Genomic DNA, 16,971 nt, shown 5'->3' with positions numbered 1-16,971 from the left:
AGCCGCCGCACACGCCGGCTCGCCCCACCGTTCGGGAGAGCACGGATCACACCGGCCGGCGCGAACCCGCTTGGCGGCACCACGCGCGCCGGGAACGTTCCGCGGTGAGCGCGAGCACCGACGCAACGCAATCCGCTTTTCACGCACTGTCCCCTGAGGCCCACGCGGCCGCCTCGCCGGCGATGATGGGATCGCCGCCGATCTCTCAAGCCAAGATATCCGGCGCCTTTTGCGGCCGGCCCACGGGTGCGCCGCCGGGCCGGGCTGCCGGCCGACGTGACGCCGCCGTCAGGGAGCATGAACCGGACCGGGGTGTTCCACCGCAATCGATTTTGCCTTACAGCGAAAAAGGCTATACGCCCCGTCCCGGTCCGGCGCACACAACGCCACCGGCTTCCACGCGCCCGAAGGGACGTCGGGCACGGCGAGCCGGGCCATCCGCACGACCACGGCGCCGCCGGCGCACAATGCGAGATCAAGAGGAGACGCGATGAAGATCGCCATGATCGGGACCGGCTACGTCGGCCTCGTGTCGGGCGCTTGCTTCAGTGAGTTCGGAACCGAGGTGGTCTGCGTCGACCACGACGCCGACAAGATCGCCGCCCTGCGCCGGGGCGAGGCCCCCATCTACGAGCCGGGCCTGGCCGACCTCATGGCGCGCAATGCTGACGCCGGGCGGCTGACCTTCACCGGCGACATCGCCTCGGCGGTGGCGGGCGCGGACGCCGCCTTCCTCGCCGTTGGCACCCCCGCCCGGCCGGGCGACGGCCACGCCGACGTGTCCGCCGTCTACGACGCGGCGCGCGCGGTCGCGGCGCATGCCCCGGACGGCCTGGTGATCGTCACCAAATCCACCGTCCCGGTCGGCACCGCCCGGGAGCTGGAGGGGCTGGTGCACCGGGAGGCCCCGGACCGCGAGCTGCACGTGGCCGCCAACCCGGAGTTCCTGCGCGAAGGCGCCGCCATCGACAACTTCATGCACCCCGACCGGGTCATCGTCGGCGCGAACAGCGAGCGCAGCCGCAGCGTGCTGGAACAGCTGTACAGGCCGTTGTCACGCCTGGAAACGCCAACCGTGTTCACCACCCTGGAGACGGCCGAACTGACCAAGTACGCCGCCAACGCCTTCCTCGCCACGAAGATCACCTTCATCAACGAGATGGCCGACCTGTGCGAGGCGGTGGGCGCGGACGTGCACGCCCTGGCGCACGGCATGGGGCTGGACAGACGCATCGGGCGCAGCTTCCTCAACCCGGGGCCGGGCTACGGGGGCTCGTGCTTTCCCAAGGATACCAGCGCCCTCATCCAGACCGCGCGCGGGGCGGCGGCCCCCACGCGCATCGTGGAGGCCGCGGCCGCGGTCAACGACGCCCGCAAGGAGAGCATGGCCCACCGCATCGCCGCGCATTGCGGCGGCGTGGCCGGGCGCACCATCGCCGTGCTGGGCGTGACCTTCAAACCCAACACCGACGACATGCGCGCCGCCCCCAGCCGCGTGATCATCCCGCTGCTGCAAAGCTGGGGCGCCACCATCCGCGCCCACGACCCGGCGGGAATGGCGGCGGCGCGCGAGGTCATCCCCGGTGTCACGTGGTGCAGGGACGCCTATGAAGCCCTGGAAGGGGCGGCGTGCGCGGCCGTGCTGACGGAGTGGAACGAATACCGTAACCTCGACCCGGCGCGGATGAAGGCGGCCCTGGCCGAGCCCCGGATCGCCGACCTGCGCAACATCTACGATCCGGCCTCGATGGCGGCCCGCGGTTTCGCCTATCGCGGGATCGGCCGCATCACGCCCGGCGCGGGGTGACGCCAGCAAACCACCCGCCACCCACGAATGCGACGGTTTCCACGCGGCTGGCGCCCCCGGAGCACCGCCCAAAAACCTTTCTTCCGTTCCATCACCCGCAGGATCGGCACCATGACGGACTCGGACACCCCCATCGTGCACATCGGGTATCACAAAACCGCGTCCACCTGGTTTCAGACTGCGTTCTATCCCGCGTGCAAGGGCGCGCATCTGGTGACACGCCGCAACACCCGCCAGGCGTTCCTGGAACCGACGGCACTGGCGTTCGATCCCGCCGAGGCGCGCCGCACCCTGGCGGTTCCGGCCGGCATGCGCCCCGTGGTGTGCGAGGAAGCGCTGGTCGGCTACTACGGCAATGCCGGCCTGCTGCAGGCCTTGTCGAAGGACGTGGCCTACCGCGTGCGCGACGTTTTCCCCGACGCGCAGGTCGTGATCTTCATCCGCAACCAGCTGGACATGCTCGCGGCGACCTACCTGCAATACATCCGGCGCGGCGGAACGCACACCGTGCGCCGCTTCCTGTATCCCTACCGCCACGTGCGGCGCTACCGCACCAAGGCGTTCAAGAACCCGATGTTTTGCCTGGAACACCTGGATTACCACAACCTGATCCAGCATTACATCAACATCTTCGGACGGGAAAAGGTGCACGTTTTCCCCTATGAAGCCTTCCGCACGAACGCGGGCGATTTCCTGAAAACCTATGCGGCACTGCTGGGCCTGGACGTCGACGTCGACGCGCTGAGCTTTTCCGGCACCAATGTCTCCTACCGCATGACCACCGCACGCCTGGCGCGGCTGCTCAACCACGTCACCGTGGGCGACGCGCCGGACAGCATCACCCCGCTTCCCTTGATGCCGCGCAAGGTGAACGAGGTGGCGATGCGGCAGGTAAACCGCACGCCCCTGGCCGGCCCGAAGGTGACGCCGGAGCGCTTGTTCGGCCGCGAGCACGCGCGCGAGCTGGCCGTGCGGTACGCACCGGGCAATCGCGTGCTCACCGAGATGCTGGACGTGGACCTGGCCGGATACGGCTACCCGGTGGCGGCGGCCGGCCAGTCGGCGGTGTCGGACGCGGCGTAATCGCCCGCGCGCAGGAACGCCGCGATGGCGTCCGCCGCCCGCGCGCCGGCGGTCGCGCCGTCGCCCGACTGGTGGAAGGTTTCGGCGAACAGCCGGCGCTGCTGATCGCGGTAGCCGTCGGGGTCGGTGCGGGCACGCGCCAGGGCCGCGGGCAGGTCGCGCACGCTGTCCACGACCTCGCCGGCCGACCACGCGCGCAGGTTCTCCGACGGCTCCCGCTCGGTCAGGTTGTGGCCGTCGAGAAAGATGCAGGGCCGTGGCGCGTAGAGGAATTCGTAGACTTGGCTGGAGACGTCGCCCAGGTAGATGTCCGCGGCCAGCAGGTGGCTCATGTCCTGGGATGCCGCGCTTCCGGTGTCGACGTGGATGTTCGATGCACGCCGGGCCCCGAGCAGCGGCCGCGCACGATGGCGCAGCGGCCGTTTGTAGAGAATGACGTGCGGGGCGAAGATCAGGTTCACGTCGTCGCGGTTCACGAAGTGGTCGATGACCGCCTTCCCCATGGGCACCCACGAGCTTTCGGCGTTGCTGTAGTGGGGATTGTACAACACGACCGGCTTGTCGTTCGGGAATGGCCTCCGGGGCGTCGCCAAGGCCGGCGCCACGTCGAACTTGGGGTACCCCACCACCGCGCAGCGCTCGGGGGCGACCGATCCGCTCGCCACCAGCCGGTCCCGGATCTTCGCCCCCGCGGCCAGCACGAGGTCGAAGTTGGCGGCCCGCGCATCGAAGCCGACCGGGCGGTCGCCGGCACCGTGCCGGGTGTGGATCAGCAGCAGATGGCGCAGCGCGGGATCCTCGCGCAGTTTCAGGCTGGTCTTTTCCGGGGTCACCAGAACGTCCAGCTGGCGCAAAATACCCCGGTTCGCCGACAGGCGCGCCACCTTGCCAGCGTGCACGATCGGCGAGACCGCGGTCGTGGCCCAGGCGACCAGCCGCGGCTGACGTAGCCGCACCACGCGGCACCGATGATCGGGATACAGGCTTAGCACGCGCTGCACCATCGTGGCCGCGTCGGGGCTGCCTACCAGGATCAATACCTCGAACGCGGGATAGCGGCGGGAAAGCTCGCACGCCACCGGTGCAGCGTGCAGCACCTGATGACCCGCTTCGTGGTTGAGCAGAAAGCCGATGCGCATGATGTGGATCCAACCGCCAGCAACGTGGCACCAGCCCCTTGCGGGGACCGATGCGCCGGGGTGTCCGTCAGCCTACCTCGAATGGATAAGCTTTCCGCACCGCGCGCGGCAAGACAATAGGGGCCCGAGTTACCAGCGCGAGATGCAGGGGATTTTGGTGCGGTCGCAGCGATGGGCGTACTTGCGGGCGATGTCCGTCACCTCGTCCATCAGTCCGGTTTCCAGGGTGACGGGATCGAGTCCCAGGCGCAGCAGGGTGTCGTTGCGCACGTCCAACTCGTTGCTGTCCGCTTCCTTGCGCGGATTGTCCAGGTGCTGGATCGCCACGCCGGTGCGCTCGGACACCATCCGCGCCAGGTCGATCAGGCGGTGGGTTTCCGTCATCTGGTTGTAGATCTGCACCCGGTCGCCGGCCTTGGGCGGGTTTTCGATCGCCAGCGCGATGCAGCGCACGGTGTCGCGGATGTGGATGAACGCGCGCGTCTGGTGGCCGCTGCCGTGCACCGTCAGCGGATACCCGACCGCCCCCTGCATCAGAAAGCGGTTGAGCACGGTGCCGTAGTCGCCGTCGTAGTCGAAGCGGTTGATCAGCCGCTCGTCCAGGGCTGTCTCCTCGGTCTGCGTGCCCCAGACGATCCCCTGGTGCAGGTCGGTCACGCGCACGCCGTCGTTCTTGTTGTAGAAAGCGAACGCCAGCTGATCCTGTGTTTTGGTCATGTGGTAGATGCTGCCGGGGTTCGGCGGATACAGGATCTCCTGGCGCAGTTCGTGGCCGTCGTCCGCCTCCACCTTCACCGACAGGTAGCCCTCGGGGATCGTCACGCCGACCGTGCCGTAGCCATAGACTCCCATCGTGCCCAGGTGGACAAGGTGAATGTCCAGGCCGGACTCCACGATCGCCGCCAGCACGTTGTTCGTCGCCGCCAGGTTGTTGTTGACCGTGTAACGCTTGTGCCAGCTCGACTTCATCGAATACGGCGCCGCGCGCTGCTCGGCAAAGTGCACGATCGCGTCCGGCCGCCATTCCCGGATGAGCGTGTAAAGGCGGTGGTACTGTTCCGCCACGTCGATGTTGTGGGCTGGGATCTCGTGGCCGGTCAGTTGCCTCCAGGCCCGAAGGCGCTCACCCAATCGCCGGATCGGCGTCAGCGACTCCGCTTCCAGTTCGTTGTCGATGTTCCGGCGCGACAGGTTGTCCACGATCGCCACCGTGTGCCCCTGGCGGGAGAGATGCAGGGCCGTCGGCCAGCCACAGAACCCGTCACCACCCAGAACCAAGACCCGCATGTCCGCTGTCCTCAGCTTTGTTTGCGTTCCCGTCCCCGTGCGTCCACGCCACGGGTGTCCGCCGACGCGGAGCGGGCCGGCGCACAACATCCTGGACGAGCGGTGCCCACGTCCGATTGGGCGAAAACCGTTGCCCGGTGTACGCGTATTGCACGGAGACGTAACGGGGAAACCGCGCGCCGTCCATCGACGCGCCCGGGCCGAGCGTCCCGGTGGTCGACGCGCGGCGGCACGGCGGGCGAGCTGCCGGTTTCGCCCCGACCGGCGGCGAGCCTATTTCCCGGCCGGTTCGCCGGGCTGCGGCTCGTGAGGGGGCTGGTTGATGTAGTCCTCGACGTGGCCGGTCATGGCGTCGAGGCGGTTGGTGAAGAAGTGGTTGGCGCCCGGCACGACGCGGTAATCGATGCTGATGTCGCGCTGCTGGGACAGCTTGTTCACCAGCTTGGCGACGCTGCTTTCCGGCACGATGTCGTCGTCGTCGCCCTGCACCACGAGGCCCGAGGACGGGCACGGCGCCAGGAAGGAGAAGTCGTACATGTTCGCCGGCGGTGCCACGGAGACGAAGGCGTTGATCTCCGGCCGGCGCATAAGCAGCTGCATGCCGATCCAAGCGCCGAAGGAAAAGCCAGCGATCCAGCACTGCGACGCCTTCTCGTTGTAGGCCTGCAGCCAGTCCAGCGCCGCGGCGGCGTCCGACAACTCGCCCTCGCCGCGGTCGAATTCGCCCTGCGACCGCCCGACGCCGCGGAAGTTGAACCGCAGGACGGAGAAGCCCTGGCGCGCGAACGCCTGATACAGCGTGTAGACCACCTTGTTGTTCATCGTGCCGCCGTGCTGGGGATGCGGGTGCAGCATCAGCGCGATCGGGGCATTGGCCGCGCGCCCCGGCTGGTAGCGGCCTTCAAGGCGTCCTTCGGGACCGGCGAAGATCACGTCGGGCATGGCATCCTTGCCTTCATTTGATGGGCGCGGCGCATCGCGCGCCCTGTTTCGGCAGCGCGTTCCGCGCGGGTTTCGGCAGCGCGTTCCGCGCGGGTTTCGGCAGCGCGTTCCGCGCGATGGGCCGGCGCCGCCGGGCAGCCCCCGGTCGGCGCGGAAACTTGATCGATTTGGTCAGGCATACTATATCGGCCATGGAGGCTGACGGCCCAGGGTGGCGTGCGCGCGCCGGACCGCCAGCGAGGGCTGTGCACGCTAGCACGATTGGCGAAGTCATGTTCAAGACCCTTCGAGCCGAAATCGACGGCATGATGGCGCGCGATCCGGCGGCACGCTCACGGCTTGAGGTCGTGCTGTGCTACCCGGGTTTCCAGGCCCTGATGGTGTATCGCCTGGCGAATCGCCTGTGGCGGAACGGGTTTCATCTGGGCGGGCGCTTCCTGTCGCACATCGGCCGGGTGCTGACCGGGATCGAGATCCACCCGGGCGCGCGCATCGGCCGCAACTTCTTCATCGACCACGGCATGGGCGTGGTGATCGGCGAGACCAGCTGGATCGGCGACAACGTGACGCTCTACCACGGCGTCACGCTCGGCGGCGTTTCGCCCAGCGAAAACAGCGACGAGCAGCGCGAGCAGAAGCGCCATCCCACGCTGGAGAACGACGTCATCGTGGGCTCGGGCGCGCAGGTGCTCGGCCCCGTCCACGTGGGCCACTGCGCGCGCATCGGCGCCAACGCGGTGGTGACCAAGGACGTCTCGCCCCAGGCCACGATGGTGGGCATCCCAGCCAAGCAGGTGCCGCTGCACGAGCCCAAGCCCAGCCGCGAACAAGAGCCGCAGTTCGTCGCCTACGGCACGCCCACGGGCGACCTGCCCGACCCGGTCGCGCGGGCGCTGGAGGGCGTGTCGCAGGAGGTTCACCGCCTGCGAACGCGCGTCGACGAATTGGAACGCGAGCGCGCGGACGCCACGGAGGATTTGCACGGCGTCGGCGAGGACACGGCGAAGTCGCCGCGCGCCGCCGACGACGCCAAGGGTCAGTGCTAGGGCATGATAAGGTTGGACAGAAACAGTCCGGACTCTGGACACGCAGTCGCACGCCTGAGGCGTGCAAACATGCCCGCCCACGAATGACATAGAGCACGATGAGGCTCGTTGGATGACTCCGCGTCGTCCCATCGTGCTCTGAACACGCTTGCAGCGCAGGCGCAGAGGACAGCTCGCCATGAAGCTCACCGCCAAGGGCCGCTACGCGGTCATGGCCCTCTCCGATCTCGCCCGCCACAGCACGGGACATCCCATCCCCTTGGCGGAGATCGCGGAGCGCCAGGACATCTCCCTCTCCTACCTGGAACAGCTCTTCGCCAAGCTGCGCCGGGCGGGGCTCGTCACCAGCGTGCGCGGTCCCGGCGGCGGCTACCGGCTTGCCCAGCCCGCCGCCCGGACGCGCGTGGCGGACATCATCCTGGCCGTGGACGAGCCGGTGGAGACCAACCGCTGCACCCCGGCCCAGCCATGCGGCTGCAAGGACAGCACGATCCAGTGCCTGACCCACGGCCTGTGGGAGCAGCTGGGCAACCAGATCTACCTCTATCTCTCGGCGGTGACGATCGCCGACGTGATCGAGCAGCGCATGGTCCCGCCTCAGTCGCCCGACCCGCACACGGACGCGCCGGGCCCCGAGGGATCGAGCCCGGAACCGGCCTGAGCCGGGGGTGCCCGCCATGGCCGACCCGGTCTACCTGGACCACAACGCCACCGCGCCCGTCCGCCCCGAGGCGGCGCGGGCCGTGGCCGAGGCGCTGGCGGAGGTGGGCAACGCCTCCTCCGTGCACCGCTTCGGGCGCGGCGCGCGCCGGCGGCTGGAGGACGCGCGCGAGGCCGTGGCCGCGCTCGTGGGCGCGCGGGCGTCGCAAGTGATCTTCACCGGCGGCGGCACGGAAGCCAACAACCTCGCGCTGCGCGGTCTGGCGGGCGCGCGCCCGCTCGTCTCCGCGGGCGAGCACGACTGTGTCCTGCGCGCCCGCGACGACGCCGAAAGCATTCCCCTGACCGCGGACGGCCGCACCGACCTCGACGCCCTGCAGGCCATGCTGGCCGACGACGCGCGGCCGGCGGTCGTCTCCATCATGCTGGCGAACAACGAGACGGGCGTGCTCAACGACGTGGCGCGGGCCGCCGGGATCGCCCACGCGGCGGGCGCGCTCGTGCACTGCGACGCCGTGCAGGCCCCCGGCAAGATCGCTGTGGACGTGCGCGACCTGGGTGTGGACCTGCTGACGCTCTCGGCGCACAAGATCGGCGGGCCACAGGGCGTGGGCGCGCTCGTCATCCCCGGCGAGGTCTCGCTCACCAAGCTCATGGGCGGCGGCGGCCAGGAGCGCGGCTACCGCCCCGGCACGGAGAACGTCGCGGCGGCGGCCGGCTTCGGCGTCGCGGCGGAGATGGCGGGGCGCGAAACGCTCGACCACGTGGCGGCCTGGCGCGACCGCCTGGAGCGCGAGGTGCGCACGATGGCGCCCCAGGCCGTGATCCACGGCGGCGACGCCCCGCGCCTGCCCACGACGAGCTGCATCGGCCTGCCGGGCGTGAACGCGGAAACGCAGGTCATGGCCCTCGACCTCGCGGGCGTGGCGGTGTCCTCGGGCTCGGCGTGCTCCTCGGGCAAGGTTCACCCCTCCCACGTCCTGAAGGCCATGGGCCTGGACGAGGACGCGGCCGGCGAGGCCATCCGGGTCAGCCTGGGCTGGACTTCGCGCGAAGCCGACGTGGACCGCTTCCTCGACGCCTGGGGCAAGCTGGCGCGGCGCCACGCGCCCGAGCACGCGGCCTGAGCACACGGCCTGAGCACGGAGCCTCATCCCTCCCAGCGCCTCAGCCGGGCTGAGCCGCTGGGCCCCTCCCTTCTCCCGGCCGGCGGGAGAAGGGTTGATAACGCGGCGGGCACACACGATGAGCGAACCGCAGCAGCGCCCGATCTACCTGGACCACCAGGCCACCACGCCCGTCGACCGGCGCGTGGCCGATGCCATGTGGCCGTATTTCACGGAAGCCTTCGGGAACCCGCACAGCGTCCACCATGCCTATGGGCGCGAAGCCGGGGACGCCGTGGAAGCTGCGCGCGCCGAGATCGCCGCCCTGATCGGCGCCCAGGCGCGCGAGATCGTCTTCACCTCGGGCGCGACGGAATCCAACAACACCGCCATCAAGGGCGCGGCCCACTTCCACGCCCGCCATTTCGGCAAGCGCCACCTCGTCACCGTGGCCACCGAACACAAGTGCGTGCTGGAAAGCTGCAAGCGGCTGGAGGCCGAGGGCTTCGCCGTCACCCACCTGCCCGTTGCGGCGAACGGCCGCGTCGACCTCGACGCGCTGCGCGCCGCCATCCGCGACGACACGGCCATCGTCTCCGTCATGGCCGTGAACAACGAAACGGGCGTCGTTCAGGACATCGAGTCGATCGGCGCCATCTGCCGCGAGCGCGGCGTGCTCTTCCACACCGACGCCGCCCAGGCCGCCGGCAAGATCCCGCTGGACGTCAACGCGGCCAAGGTCGACCTGCTCTCGCTGTCCGGCCACAAGGTCTACGGGCCCAAGGGCGTCGGCGCGCTCTACATCCGCCGCCGCCCGCGCGCCCGCCTGGACCCGCTGATGGATGGCGGCGGCCAGGAGCGCGGCATGCGCTCGGGCACCGTGCCCGCCCCGCTCGCGGTGGGGCTGGGCGAAGCCTGCCGCCTCGCCCGGACGGAGATGGACAATGAGCGCGCGCGGCTCACCCACCTGCAGCAGCGCCTGCGCGCAGGGTTGGAAGCGGGCATTCCCGATCTCGCGATCAACGGCGATCTGGCCCACCGCATCCCCGGCAACCTCAACGTCACCGTCCCGGGTCTGGACGCGGAAACGCTGATCGAGAACCTGGAGACGGTCGCCGTCTCCACCGCCTCGGCCTGCTCCTCGGCGTCGGTGGAGCCGTCCTACGTGCTGACGGCGATGGGGCTGTCCGACACGGCCGCGGCGGCCAGCCTGCGCATCGGCCTGGGCCGCTTCACCACCGAGGCCGAGGTGGACGCGGCGGTGGACGAACTGACCGCGACGGCCCAGCGCCTGCGGGCCGCGGGCGTTAGCCGCTTGGCGGTGTAGAGCGGTGGCAATCGACTCTGGTCCGCCGGCGGGGCGATCGGTTACTTCCCCGTGCGAAGCGACCACATCCGCATGCGGCGAGAGGTTTGCGCAGCCATGCCGAAGATGACCTTCATTCAGAAGGATGGCAGCAAGAAGGAGGTCGACGCGCCGGTCGGCCTGTCGGTGCTGGAGATCGCGCACCGCAACAACATCGACATGGAAGGCGCCTGCGAGGGCTCGCTGGCCTGCTCGACCTGCCACGTCATCGTCGACAAGAAGTGGTACAAGAAGCTGCCCAAGGCCTCGGAGGACGAGGAGGACATGCTCGACCTCGCGTTCGGGCTGACCAAGACCTCGCGCCTGGGCTGCCAGATCGTGATGAGCGAAAAGCTCGACGGGCTCGTGGTGCAGCTGCCCGAGCAGGTCACGAACTGGATGGATTGAGGCGGTGAGCGGCGCGCTCACCGGCCTGGGCGAGGCGTGGTGGGTGCGCCTGGCCGCCCCCGCCATCGCCCTGACCGACGCCTGCGAGGCCGCCGGGGTATCGACCAACGCCGTGGACACGCTGGCCGCGGGCGACGACGACGCCGCGGCCTCGGCCGTGCTCACCTGCCCCAGCTACTTCTGCACCCCGGGCGCGTTCGTGCTCGTCCTGGCGCACCTGACCCGCTGCAACCTGGACTTCGAGCTGCAGGTGGTCATGGGCGCCGACGCCCGCGCCTCGGTCTACGCGGTGCACCCGCCGCTCGACGAGCATTCGCGCCAGCTGCTGTCGCAGGTCGACCCCGAGCGCGCGCCCGCCGCGTCCGAACTGGAAGCCCGCGCCCGCAGCGTGTTCGCGCGCCTGCGGTCGGAGTCGTGATGCGGCGATGCGGACACCGCGCTTTACGGCGCGGCGTGAACGCGCCATGTGGGAGCCGGGTCGCCGCCGGGTGAGGAGCAGCATGCGTCAGGCCGCCAAGATCTCCGCCACCACCGCGCTTTTCATCCTGGCGCTCGCGGCCGTAATCCCGATGATCCCGTTCAAGGCGCGGGATCTGGGCGCGGACGGCGCGCTGGTGGGGCTGCTGTTCTCCACCTTCGGCGCGGCGGCACTGGTGGCCGCGCCGTTTTGGGGCCGGATTTCCGACCGCGAGGGGCGCCGGCCGGTGCTGGCGGGCTCGGCGCTGATCTCCGCCGTGTCCTACGTGCTGCTCGGGCTGGCCGACGACCTGACGACGCTGTTCGCGGCACGCCTGATCGCCGGGCTCGGCTTCGGCTGGGTGCCGGCGGCGCAGGCGCTGGCCAGCGACATCGCGCCCAGCGGCAAGCGCGCCGCCGCCATCGGCCTGGTGGGCGCAGCCTTCGGTGTGGGCTTCAGCATCGGCCCCGGCATCCAGACGCTGGCGGAGATGGGCGGCTACTCGCTGGACGCCGTGGCCTTCACCGCGGCCGCGTTCTGCGTGGCGGCGCTGGTGAGCGTGCCCATCCTGCCCGCCGGCCGGCAGCCGCAGGCACACCGCCCGTCCATCTGGCACGTCCTGCCGCGGGCGGGGGCGAAGCTGCTGGCGATCCACATCCTCGTCTTCATGGCCTTCACGGGCGTGGAGGCGACACTGGCGCTCTTCCTCGCCGACGAACTCGGCTTCGATGCCGGCGACGTGGGGGCGCTGCTGGTCGTCGCCGGCATCGCCAACGCCGGCATCCAGGGCGGGCTGGTCGGCAAGCTGGTACCGCGCATCGGCGAAGTGCGCACGGCGATGCTCGGGCACCTGTGCCTGGCCGTTGGCGCGCTGGCGATCGTCGCAGCGGGCCTGTTCGAGCAGGGGTGGGCGATCTACCCGGCCATGGTGTGCTTCACGGGCGGGCTGGGCCTGCACGCGCCGTCGCTGCAAACCGCCCTCGCGCGGCTGGCGGGGGAGAACGGCCGCGGCGTCGCCCTCGGCGCGGCGCAATCCGCGGCGACGGGCGCGCGCGTCGTCGGCCCGGCGATCGCCGGCGCGCTGTATGCCGGCCCCGGCCACGCCGCGCCGCTGCTGATGGCCGCGGTGCTGGCGTGCTGCGCCGCGCTGGTGGGCACGATGACCGTCCTGCCGCGCGAGGAACCGGCCAGCTCCCCGGCCTGAGCGCCCGATTGCGAACGGCCCGGGCGCGCATGCGGCCCTGGCCTTGCACGCCGCCGCCCGGGCGTGCTGCTGTTCCGGCTCACCAGCCAAACGGTTTCCCGCCATGGCCCGCTGGCGCTTCGTTCACGCCGCCGACCTGCACCTGGACACCCCCTTCGCCGGCCTCGCCCGCCTGGGCGCCGAGGTGCCGGGGCTGCTGCGCGACGCCTCGCTGCAGGCGTGGGACAACCTCGTCCAGGCGACGCTGGATCACGGCGCGCACGCGCTGCTGCTGGCGGGCGACATCTACGACGGCCCCGAGCGCGGCCTGCGCGCGCAATTGCGCTTCCGCGACGGGCTCCAGCGCCTGAGCGACCGCGGCGTCCGGGTGTTCCTGGTGCGCGGCAACCACGACCCCGTCGCCGAGGGCTGGTCGGCGATCGGGGCGTGGCCGGAGGGGGTCACGGAATTCGGCCACGAGCGCGTGGAAAGCGCCCCCATCACGGTCGAGGGGCATGAGGCCGCGCGCGTCCACGGCATCAGCTACGCCCGCCGCGACACGCGCGAGAACCTGGCCCGGCGCTTCCCCGGCGAGCGCACCGCGCCCTTCGCCATCGGCCTGCTGCACGCCAACGCCGGCGGCAATCCGGACCACGCGGCCTATGCGCCGTGCAGCCTGGACGACCTGCGCGCGGCAGCCATCGACTACTGGGCGCTCGGCCACATCCACGGCCGCGAAACCCTGATCCCCGAGCGCCCCTGCGCCGTCTATCCCGGCGTGCTACAGGGGCGTTCCCCCAAGCCGACCGAAACCGGCCCCAAGGGCGCGACGCTGGTGGAGGTGGACGGCGAGCGCATCGCCGAGACCCGCTTCCTGCCGCTGGACGTCGTGCGCTTCGAGCTGCGCGAGCAGGACGTCGCCGGGATCGCGGACCTCGCCGGGCTGCGCGACGCGCTCGCCGACCTCGCCGACGGCGTCGTGCGCGAGGCCGAGGGGCGCACGATCATCCTGCGCGTCACGCTCACCGGCCGCGCGCCCGTGCACACCGAGCTGCGCCGCGCGCCGGACACCCTGGACGGCCTGCTGGACGAGCTGCGCGAACAGGCCGGGCGCGTGTGGTGGGACAAGCTGACCGACGCCACGGCCCCGCCCATCGACCGCGACGCCATCCGCGCCCGCGGCGACTTCGCCGCCGACCTGCTGACGGAAACCGACGCCCTGCGCGCGGCGGACGACGAAACCCTGCTCGCCGAGCTGCGCGCCTGGGCGGAGCCGCGCGACCGCAAGACACGCACCCTTCTGTCTGGCCTGGACGCGGAGACGGCGCGCGAAATCCTGGAGGCCGCGGAGAGCGAGGCGCTCGACCGCCTGGAGGGCGGGGAATGATCCTGCGCGGCTGGCACATCGACGGCTTCGGCGTCTTCCACGACACCCGCCGCACCGACCTGGGCGACGGCGTCACCGTGGTGTGCAGCCCGAACGAGGCGGGCAAGTCGACGCTGCTCGCTTTCATCCGCGGCGTGCTCTTCGGCTTTCCCGACGGCCGCTCCAAGGAGCCGCGCTACGAGCCCGTGCACGGCGGGCAGCACGGCGGTCGCCTGTTCCTGGAACACGACGGGCACACCTACACCGTGGCCAGGCGTGCCGACAAAAAGCAGCCCCCGCGCATCCTCAACGACGCCGGCGAGGACGTGCCGGAAGGCGTGCTGGAGCAGCTTCTCGGCGGCGCCGACAGCCGCCTTTTCCGCAACATCTTCGGCTTCACGCTGGACGAATTGCAGGCGCTGCGCTCGCTGACCGACGACAGCGTGCGCGAGCGCATCTTCTCCGGCGCCGTCGCGGGCGCGGGCCGTTCGGCGCGGAAGGCGGTGGACGATCTCACCGAGCAGGCGGACGCGCTCTACAAGCCCGACGGCCGGGCCAAGAACAACCGCGTGGCCGGACTGCTCAACGAGCTGAAGACCCTCGACGACAAGCTCACGGCCGCGCGCCGGGAGGCCGAAGCCTACCCCGACACCCTCGCCGCCGAGCGCGACGCGGAGCGGCGCGTGCAGGACTTTCGCGCGCAGTTGGACCGCCAGCAGGCGCGGCGCGACTGGCTGGCGAAGCTGGACCGGCTGTGGGCGCCCTGGCGCGACCGGCGCGCGGCCGTGGACGCGCTAACGCGGGCCGCCCCGCCCGGCTTCGATCCCGAGCGCCCGGACGAGCCCGGCGCGGTCTTGACCGAGACGGCGCGCGAAGCCGAGCGGCTGGCGCAGCAGGCGGAGCCGCAGCGCGAGCGGCTGGAGCGGCTCGCGGCGCTGGACCGGCAAATCCGCGACCGGCGCGAGCGCCTGACCGCCACGCTGGAAACGCTTGGCACCGCCTGGAGCGAGGACGCGGTCGCCGCGTTCACCCTGCCCATTCCCACGCGCGAGGAAATCCGCCAGTGGGACGGCGCGCTGAGCGAGCACGCGCAGGCCGTGGAGCAGGCCGAGGAGCGCCTGAAGCAGGCGGCGAGCGAGGCCGAGCGCGCCGAAGGCGAGCGCAAACGGCTGGCCCGCGAGCTGGACGAGCTTGGCGAGGCGCCCGAGCCGGTGGCGACGCTCCAGGCCCGCGTGCGCGCGCTGGAAACCCTGCGCGCCCGGCTGAGCCAGCGTGCCAGCCAAGCGGAAAAGGTCCGCAACCTGGAGCAGACCGCCGCCGACCGGCGCGCCCACGCCGACGCGCTGAGCCGGCGCGTGCCCGGGCGCGCCTGGAGCCTCGCGGCTGTGGCGCTGGGCGCGCTGCTGATCGCGGGCGGTGCCGGCCTCTACGTCCTGGGCGCGGTGCTGGCCGCCGCCATCGTCGCGGGCGTCGGCGTTGCCGGCGCCGCCGGTTTGTTGCTGCTGGTTCGCTGGCTGCGCCGCCGCGCGTGGACGGACGCGGCCGAGGCCGAGGCGCGGGCAACAGAAGCGGAGCGCGAAGCGGAACACGCACGGCAAGAGCTGGCTCAAGCGGAATCCGGTCTCGCCGACCTCGCCGAACAGGCGGGCCTGGCGGCAACGCCGGACGAAGCCGGCTCGGCGGCAGCGCTCGCGGAAACCCACGCGGCCGTGGACCGCCGCCGACAGTGGGAGGCGCGCAAGCGCGCCCTGGACGACGCGGCGAAGGCGGCGGACGAGGCCGAAAAGGCCCGGGAAGCTGCGGTCACGGCGCGCGACGAGGCCGTCGAGGCGCGCGACGCGCTCGCCGAGCGCTGGCTCGCCTGGAAACGCGACCACGGCCTGCCCGAGCACCTCTCGCCCCAGGGCGTGCTGGACTTCGCCAGCGAGCTGAACACGGCGCGCGAGACCGTCGGCGCCATCCACGGCGACGAACGCCAGCGCGGCCAACTTGCCGAGGCCATCGCCGACTGGACGGAGGCCGCGCGCGGCGTGCTGCACCAGCGCGGGCGCACGGCGCCGGAAGACGACACCGCGCTGATCGACGCCTTCGCCCAGGAGGCCGATGCCATCGCCGAGGAACGCCGGCAAATCCAAACGATCGCCGACGCCGAGGCCGCGATCGCGCGCGAGGCGGGCGACGACGGCGAGCGCGCGGCGGCGCTCAAGGCCGATCTGGCGGGCGGCGACCCGGACGCCTGGGCGCGCGAGACGGCGGAGCTGGACACGGCCATCGCGGAAACGCGGCAGGCCTGGGAAACCGCCGCCGGCGACCTGCGGCAGGCGCGGGCCGATCGCGAGCGCGTCGAGCGCGCCAGCGACGTGGCGGAGCTGGAAACCCGCCGCAACGCGCTGATCGCGGAGATGCAGGACGCTTACCGGCGCTGGCAGACGCTGACGACCGCCCGCGCGCTCGTGGAGCGCACGCTCAAGACCTACGAGCGCGAGCGCCAGCCCGCCGTGGTGGCGCGCGCCGGAGACCACTTCGCCCGCGTGACGGGCGGGCGCTACAGCCGCGTCGTGCAGGACAGCGAGGGCGGCGGCATCGACGTGCTGGACCACCGGGGCGAGCGCCTGCGCCCCGACCAGCTCAGCCGCGGCACGCGCGAACAGCTCTACCTCAGCGTGCGCCTGGGCCTCGCCGCCGAGTTCGCCCAGCGCGGCACGGTGCTGCCGCTGGTGATGGACGAGATCCTGGTCAACTTCGACCCCGAGCGCATGACCGCCATGGCGCGCGAACTGCACCAAGTCGCCGCGCACCACCAGGTCATCCTTTTCACCTGCCACCCCATGGTGGCGGAAACCGTCGCCACCGCCGGCCCCGCAACCGTCATCGACAACCTGCGCGCGGATGCCGGCACAGCCACTCAAACATCCGCGGCGTGAAAACCGTCACCGCATCATCGGGCCACGGTTCGGACCGGCACCTTCCCTAAGACAGCCGCAAACACCGCACCACGCGGGCGTCCATCAGCCTGACAGGCGCGATCCAACAAGCACGAGTTCGCGCGCCGACGGCACGCCGCGTCAGCAAGCCCCGGTTCGGACCGGCACCTTCCCCAAGACAGCCGCAAACATCTCGTTCCGCGGGCGTCCATCAGCCT

15 protein-coding genes are annotated in these 16,971 nt (G+C 71.3%); 11 read left to right on the top strand and 4 right to left on the bottom strand.

Annotation, left to right across the window (positions count from 1 at the left end):
* Nucleotides 1–288 precede the first annotated feature (288 nt).
* A complete protein-coding gene (locus BLQ43_RS14325; RefSeq protein ID WP_143006186.1) occupies nucleotides 289–504 on the bottom strand; it encodes a hypothetical protein in 216 nt (71 codons plus the stop codon).
* Here BLQ43_RS14325 and BLQ43_RS07375 point away from each other — a divergent pair.
* Nucleotides 491–1,807, top strand: a complete 1,317-nt coding sequence (locus BLQ43_RS07375) for a UDP-glucose dehydrogenase family protein (protein ID WP_090019495.1) — start codon at nucleotides 491–493, stop codon at nucleotides 1,805–1,807. The two genes, BLQ43_RS14325 and BLQ43_RS07375, sit on opposite strands and share 14 nt — an antisense overlap.
* A gap of 111 nt (nucleotides 1,808–1,918) precedes the next feature.
* Nucleotides 1,919–2,890, top strand: coding sequence for a hypothetical protein (locus BLQ43_RS07370; RefSeq protein WP_090019494.1), 972 nt, complete (start codon nucleotides 1,919–1,921; stop codon nucleotides 2,888–2,890).
* Here BLQ43_RS07370 and BLQ43_RS07365 read toward each other — a convergent pair.
* The 3 genes from BLQ43_RS07365 to BLQ43_RS07355 all read right to left on the bottom strand — a co-directional run bounded on the left by BLQ43_RS07365 (nucleotide 2,842) and on the right by BLQ43_RS07355 (nucleotide 6,258).
* Complete coding sequence (locus BLQ43_RS07365) at nucleotides 2,842–4,029, bottom strand: CDP-glycerol glycerophosphotransferase family protein (RefSeq protein WP_090019493.1); 1,188 nt, start codon at nucleotides 4,027–4,029, stop codon at nucleotides 2,842–2,844. The genes BLQ43_RS07370 and BLQ43_RS07365 overlap by 49 nt on opposite strands.
* 129 nt (nucleotides 4,030–4,158) lie before the next feature.
* A complete protein-coding gene (locus tag BLQ43_RS07360; RefSeq protein ID WP_090019492.1) occupies nucleotides 4,159–5,316 on the bottom strand; it encodes an NAD-dependent epimerase/dehydratase family protein in 1,158 nt (385 codons plus the stop codon).
* A gap of 273 nt (nucleotides 5,317–5,589) precedes the next feature.
* Nucleotides 5,590–6,258: an alpha/beta hydrolase gene (locus BLQ43_RS07355; RefSeq protein ID WP_090019491.1), complete on the bottom strand. Its 669-nt coding sequence runs from the start codon at nucleotides 6,256–6,258 to the stop codon at nucleotides 5,590–5,592.
* Nucleotides 6,259–6,530: 272 nt separating this feature from the next.
* Here BLQ43_RS07355 and epsC point away from each other — a divergent pair, with 272 nt between their 5' ends.
* The 9 genes from epsC (at nucleotide 6,531) to BLQ43_RS07310 (ending at nucleotide 16,753) form a co-directional block, all read left to right on the top strand.
* The gene (gene epsC / locus BLQ43_RS07350) at nucleotides 6,531–7,304 is read left to right on the top strand and encodes a serine O-acetyltransferase EpsC (protein ID WP_090019490.1); all 774 of its coding nucleotides are present in this window, start codon (nucleotides 6,531–6,533) and stop codon (nucleotides 7,302–7,304) included.
* Between the two features lie 178 nt (nucleotides 7,305–7,482).
* The gene (locus tag BLQ43_RS07345; RefSeq protein WP_090019489.1) at nucleotides 7,483–7,965 is read left to right on the top strand and encodes an Rrf2 family transcriptional regulator; all 483 of its coding nucleotides are present in this window, start codon (nucleotides 7,483–7,485) and stop codon (nucleotides 7,963–7,965) included.
* A 16-nt stretch (nucleotides 7,966–7,981) separates the two neighbouring features.
* Nucleotides 7,982–9,091 carry a cysteine desulfurase family protein gene (locus BLQ43_RS07340; RefSeq protein WP_090019488.1) on the top strand — a complete coding sequence of 370 codons (1,110 nt, stop codon included), beginning with the start codon at nucleotides 7,982–7,984 and terminating at the stop codon, nucleotides 9,089–9,091.
* Between the two features lie 118 nt (nucleotides 9,092–9,209).
* Nucleotides 9,210–10,397 carry a cysteine desulfurase family protein gene (locus BLQ43_RS07335; protein WP_090019487.1) on the top strand — a complete coding sequence of 396 codons (1,188 nt, stop codon included), beginning with the start codon at nucleotides 9,210–9,212 and terminating at the stop codon, nucleotides 10,395–10,397.
* A 96-nt stretch (nucleotides 10,398–10,493) separates the two neighbouring features.
* Nucleotides 10,494–10,823 (top strand): ferredoxin family 2Fe-2S iron-sulfur cluster binding protein, encoded by a 330-nt coding sequence (locus BLQ43_RS07330; protein ID WP_090019486.1) that lies wholly within the window; start codon nucleotides 10,494–10,496, stop codon nucleotides 10,821–10,823.
* Nucleotides 10,824–10,827: 4 nt separating this feature from the next.
* Entirely contained in the window at nucleotides 10,828–11,241 is a 414-nt protein-coding gene (locus BLQ43_RS14600) for a hypothetical protein (RefSeq protein ID WP_090019485.1), read from the top strand.
* Nucleotides 11,242–11,323: 82 nt separating this feature from the next.
* The gene (locus BLQ43_RS07320; RefSeq protein ID WP_176758570.1) at nucleotides 11,324–12,484 is read left to right on the top strand and encodes an MFS transporter; all 1,161 of its coding nucleotides are present in this window, start codon (nucleotides 11,324–11,326) and stop codon (nucleotides 12,482–12,484) included.
* A gap of 103 nt (nucleotides 12,485–12,587) precedes the next feature.
* Complete coding sequence (locus BLQ43_RS07315; RefSeq protein WP_090019483.1) at nucleotides 12,588–13,850, top strand: metallophosphoesterase family protein; 1,263 nt, start codon at nucleotides 12,588–12,590, stop codon at nucleotides 13,848–13,850.
* Nucleotides 13,847–16,753, top strand: a complete 2,907-nt coding sequence (locus BLQ43_RS07310; RefSeq protein WP_090019482.1) for an ATP-binding protein — start codon at nucleotides 13,847–13,849, stop codon at nucleotides 16,751–16,753. The genes BLQ43_RS07315 and BLQ43_RS07310 overlap by 4 nt, the downstream gene beginning before the upstream one ends.
* Nucleotides 16,754–16,971 lie beyond the last annotated feature (218 nt).

This window comes from Limimonas halophila, assembly GCF_900100655.1.
Taxonomy (GTDB): domain Bacteria; phylum Pseudomonadota; class Alphaproteobacteria; order Kiloniellales; family Rhodovibrionaceae; genus Limimonas; species Limimonas halophila.
Note: the sequence above shows the minus strand (reverse complement) of the source record. Positions and strands in the feature narration are given on the sequence as shown.

Bases quoted from the DNA above. Each gene is read 5' to 3' on its own strand.
- BLQ43_RS07365 (WP_090019493.1), bottom strand. From the start codon at position 4,029: ATGCGCATCGGCTTTCTGCTCAACCACGAAGCGGGTCATCAGGTGCTG.
- BLQ43_RS07355 (WP_090019491.1), bottom strand. From the start codon at position 6,258: ATGCCCGACGTGATCTTCGCCGGTCCCGAAGGACGCCTTGAAGGCCGC.
- BLQ43_RS07345 (WP_090019489.1), top strand. From the start codon at position 7,483: ATGAAGCTCACCGCCAAGGGCCGCTACGCGGTCATGGCCCTCTCCGAT.
- BLQ43_RS14325 (WP_143006186.1), bottom strand. From the start codon at position 504: ATGGCGATCTTCATCGCGTCTCCTCTTGATCTCGCATTGTGCGCCGGC.
- BLQ43_RS07330 (WP_090019486.1), top strand. From the start codon at position 10,494: ATGCCGAAGATGACCTTCATTCAGAAGGATGGCAGCAAGAAGGAGGTC.
- BLQ43_RS07320 (WP_176758570.1), top strand. From the start codon at position 11,324: ATGCGTCAGGCCGCCAAGATCTCCGCCACCACCGCGCTTTTCATCCTG.
- epsC (WP_090019490.1), top strand. From the start codon at position 6,531: ATGTTCAAGACCCTTCGAGCCGAAATCGACGGCATGATGGCGCGCGAT.
- BLQ43_RS07370 (WP_090019494.1), top strand. From the start codon at position 1,919: ATGACGGACTCGGACACCCCCATCGTGCACATCGGGTATCACAAAACC.
- BLQ43_RS07310 (WP_090019482.1), top strand. From the start codon at position 13,847: ATGATCCTGCGCGGCTGGCACATCGACGGCTTCGGCGTCTTCCACGAC.
- BLQ43_RS07335 (WP_090019487.1), top strand. From the start codon at position 9,210: ATGAGCGAACCGCAGCAGCGCCCGATCTACCTGGACCACCAGGCCACC.
- BLQ43_RS07360 (WP_090019492.1), bottom strand. From the start codon at position 5,316: ATGCGGGTCTTGGTTCTGGGTGGTGACGGGTTCTGTGGCTGGCCGACG.
- BLQ43_RS07375 (WP_090019495.1), top strand. From the start codon at position 491: ATGAAGATCGCCATGATCGGGACCGGCTACGTCGGCCTCGTGTCGGGC.
- BLQ43_RS07340 (WP_090019488.1), top strand. From the start codon at position 7,982: ATGGCCGACCCGGTCTACCTGGACCACAACGCCACCGCGCCCGTCCGC.
- BLQ43_RS07315 (WP_090019483.1), top strand. From the start codon at position 12,588: ATGGCCCGCTGGCGCTTCGTTCACGCCGCCGACCTGCACCTGGACACC.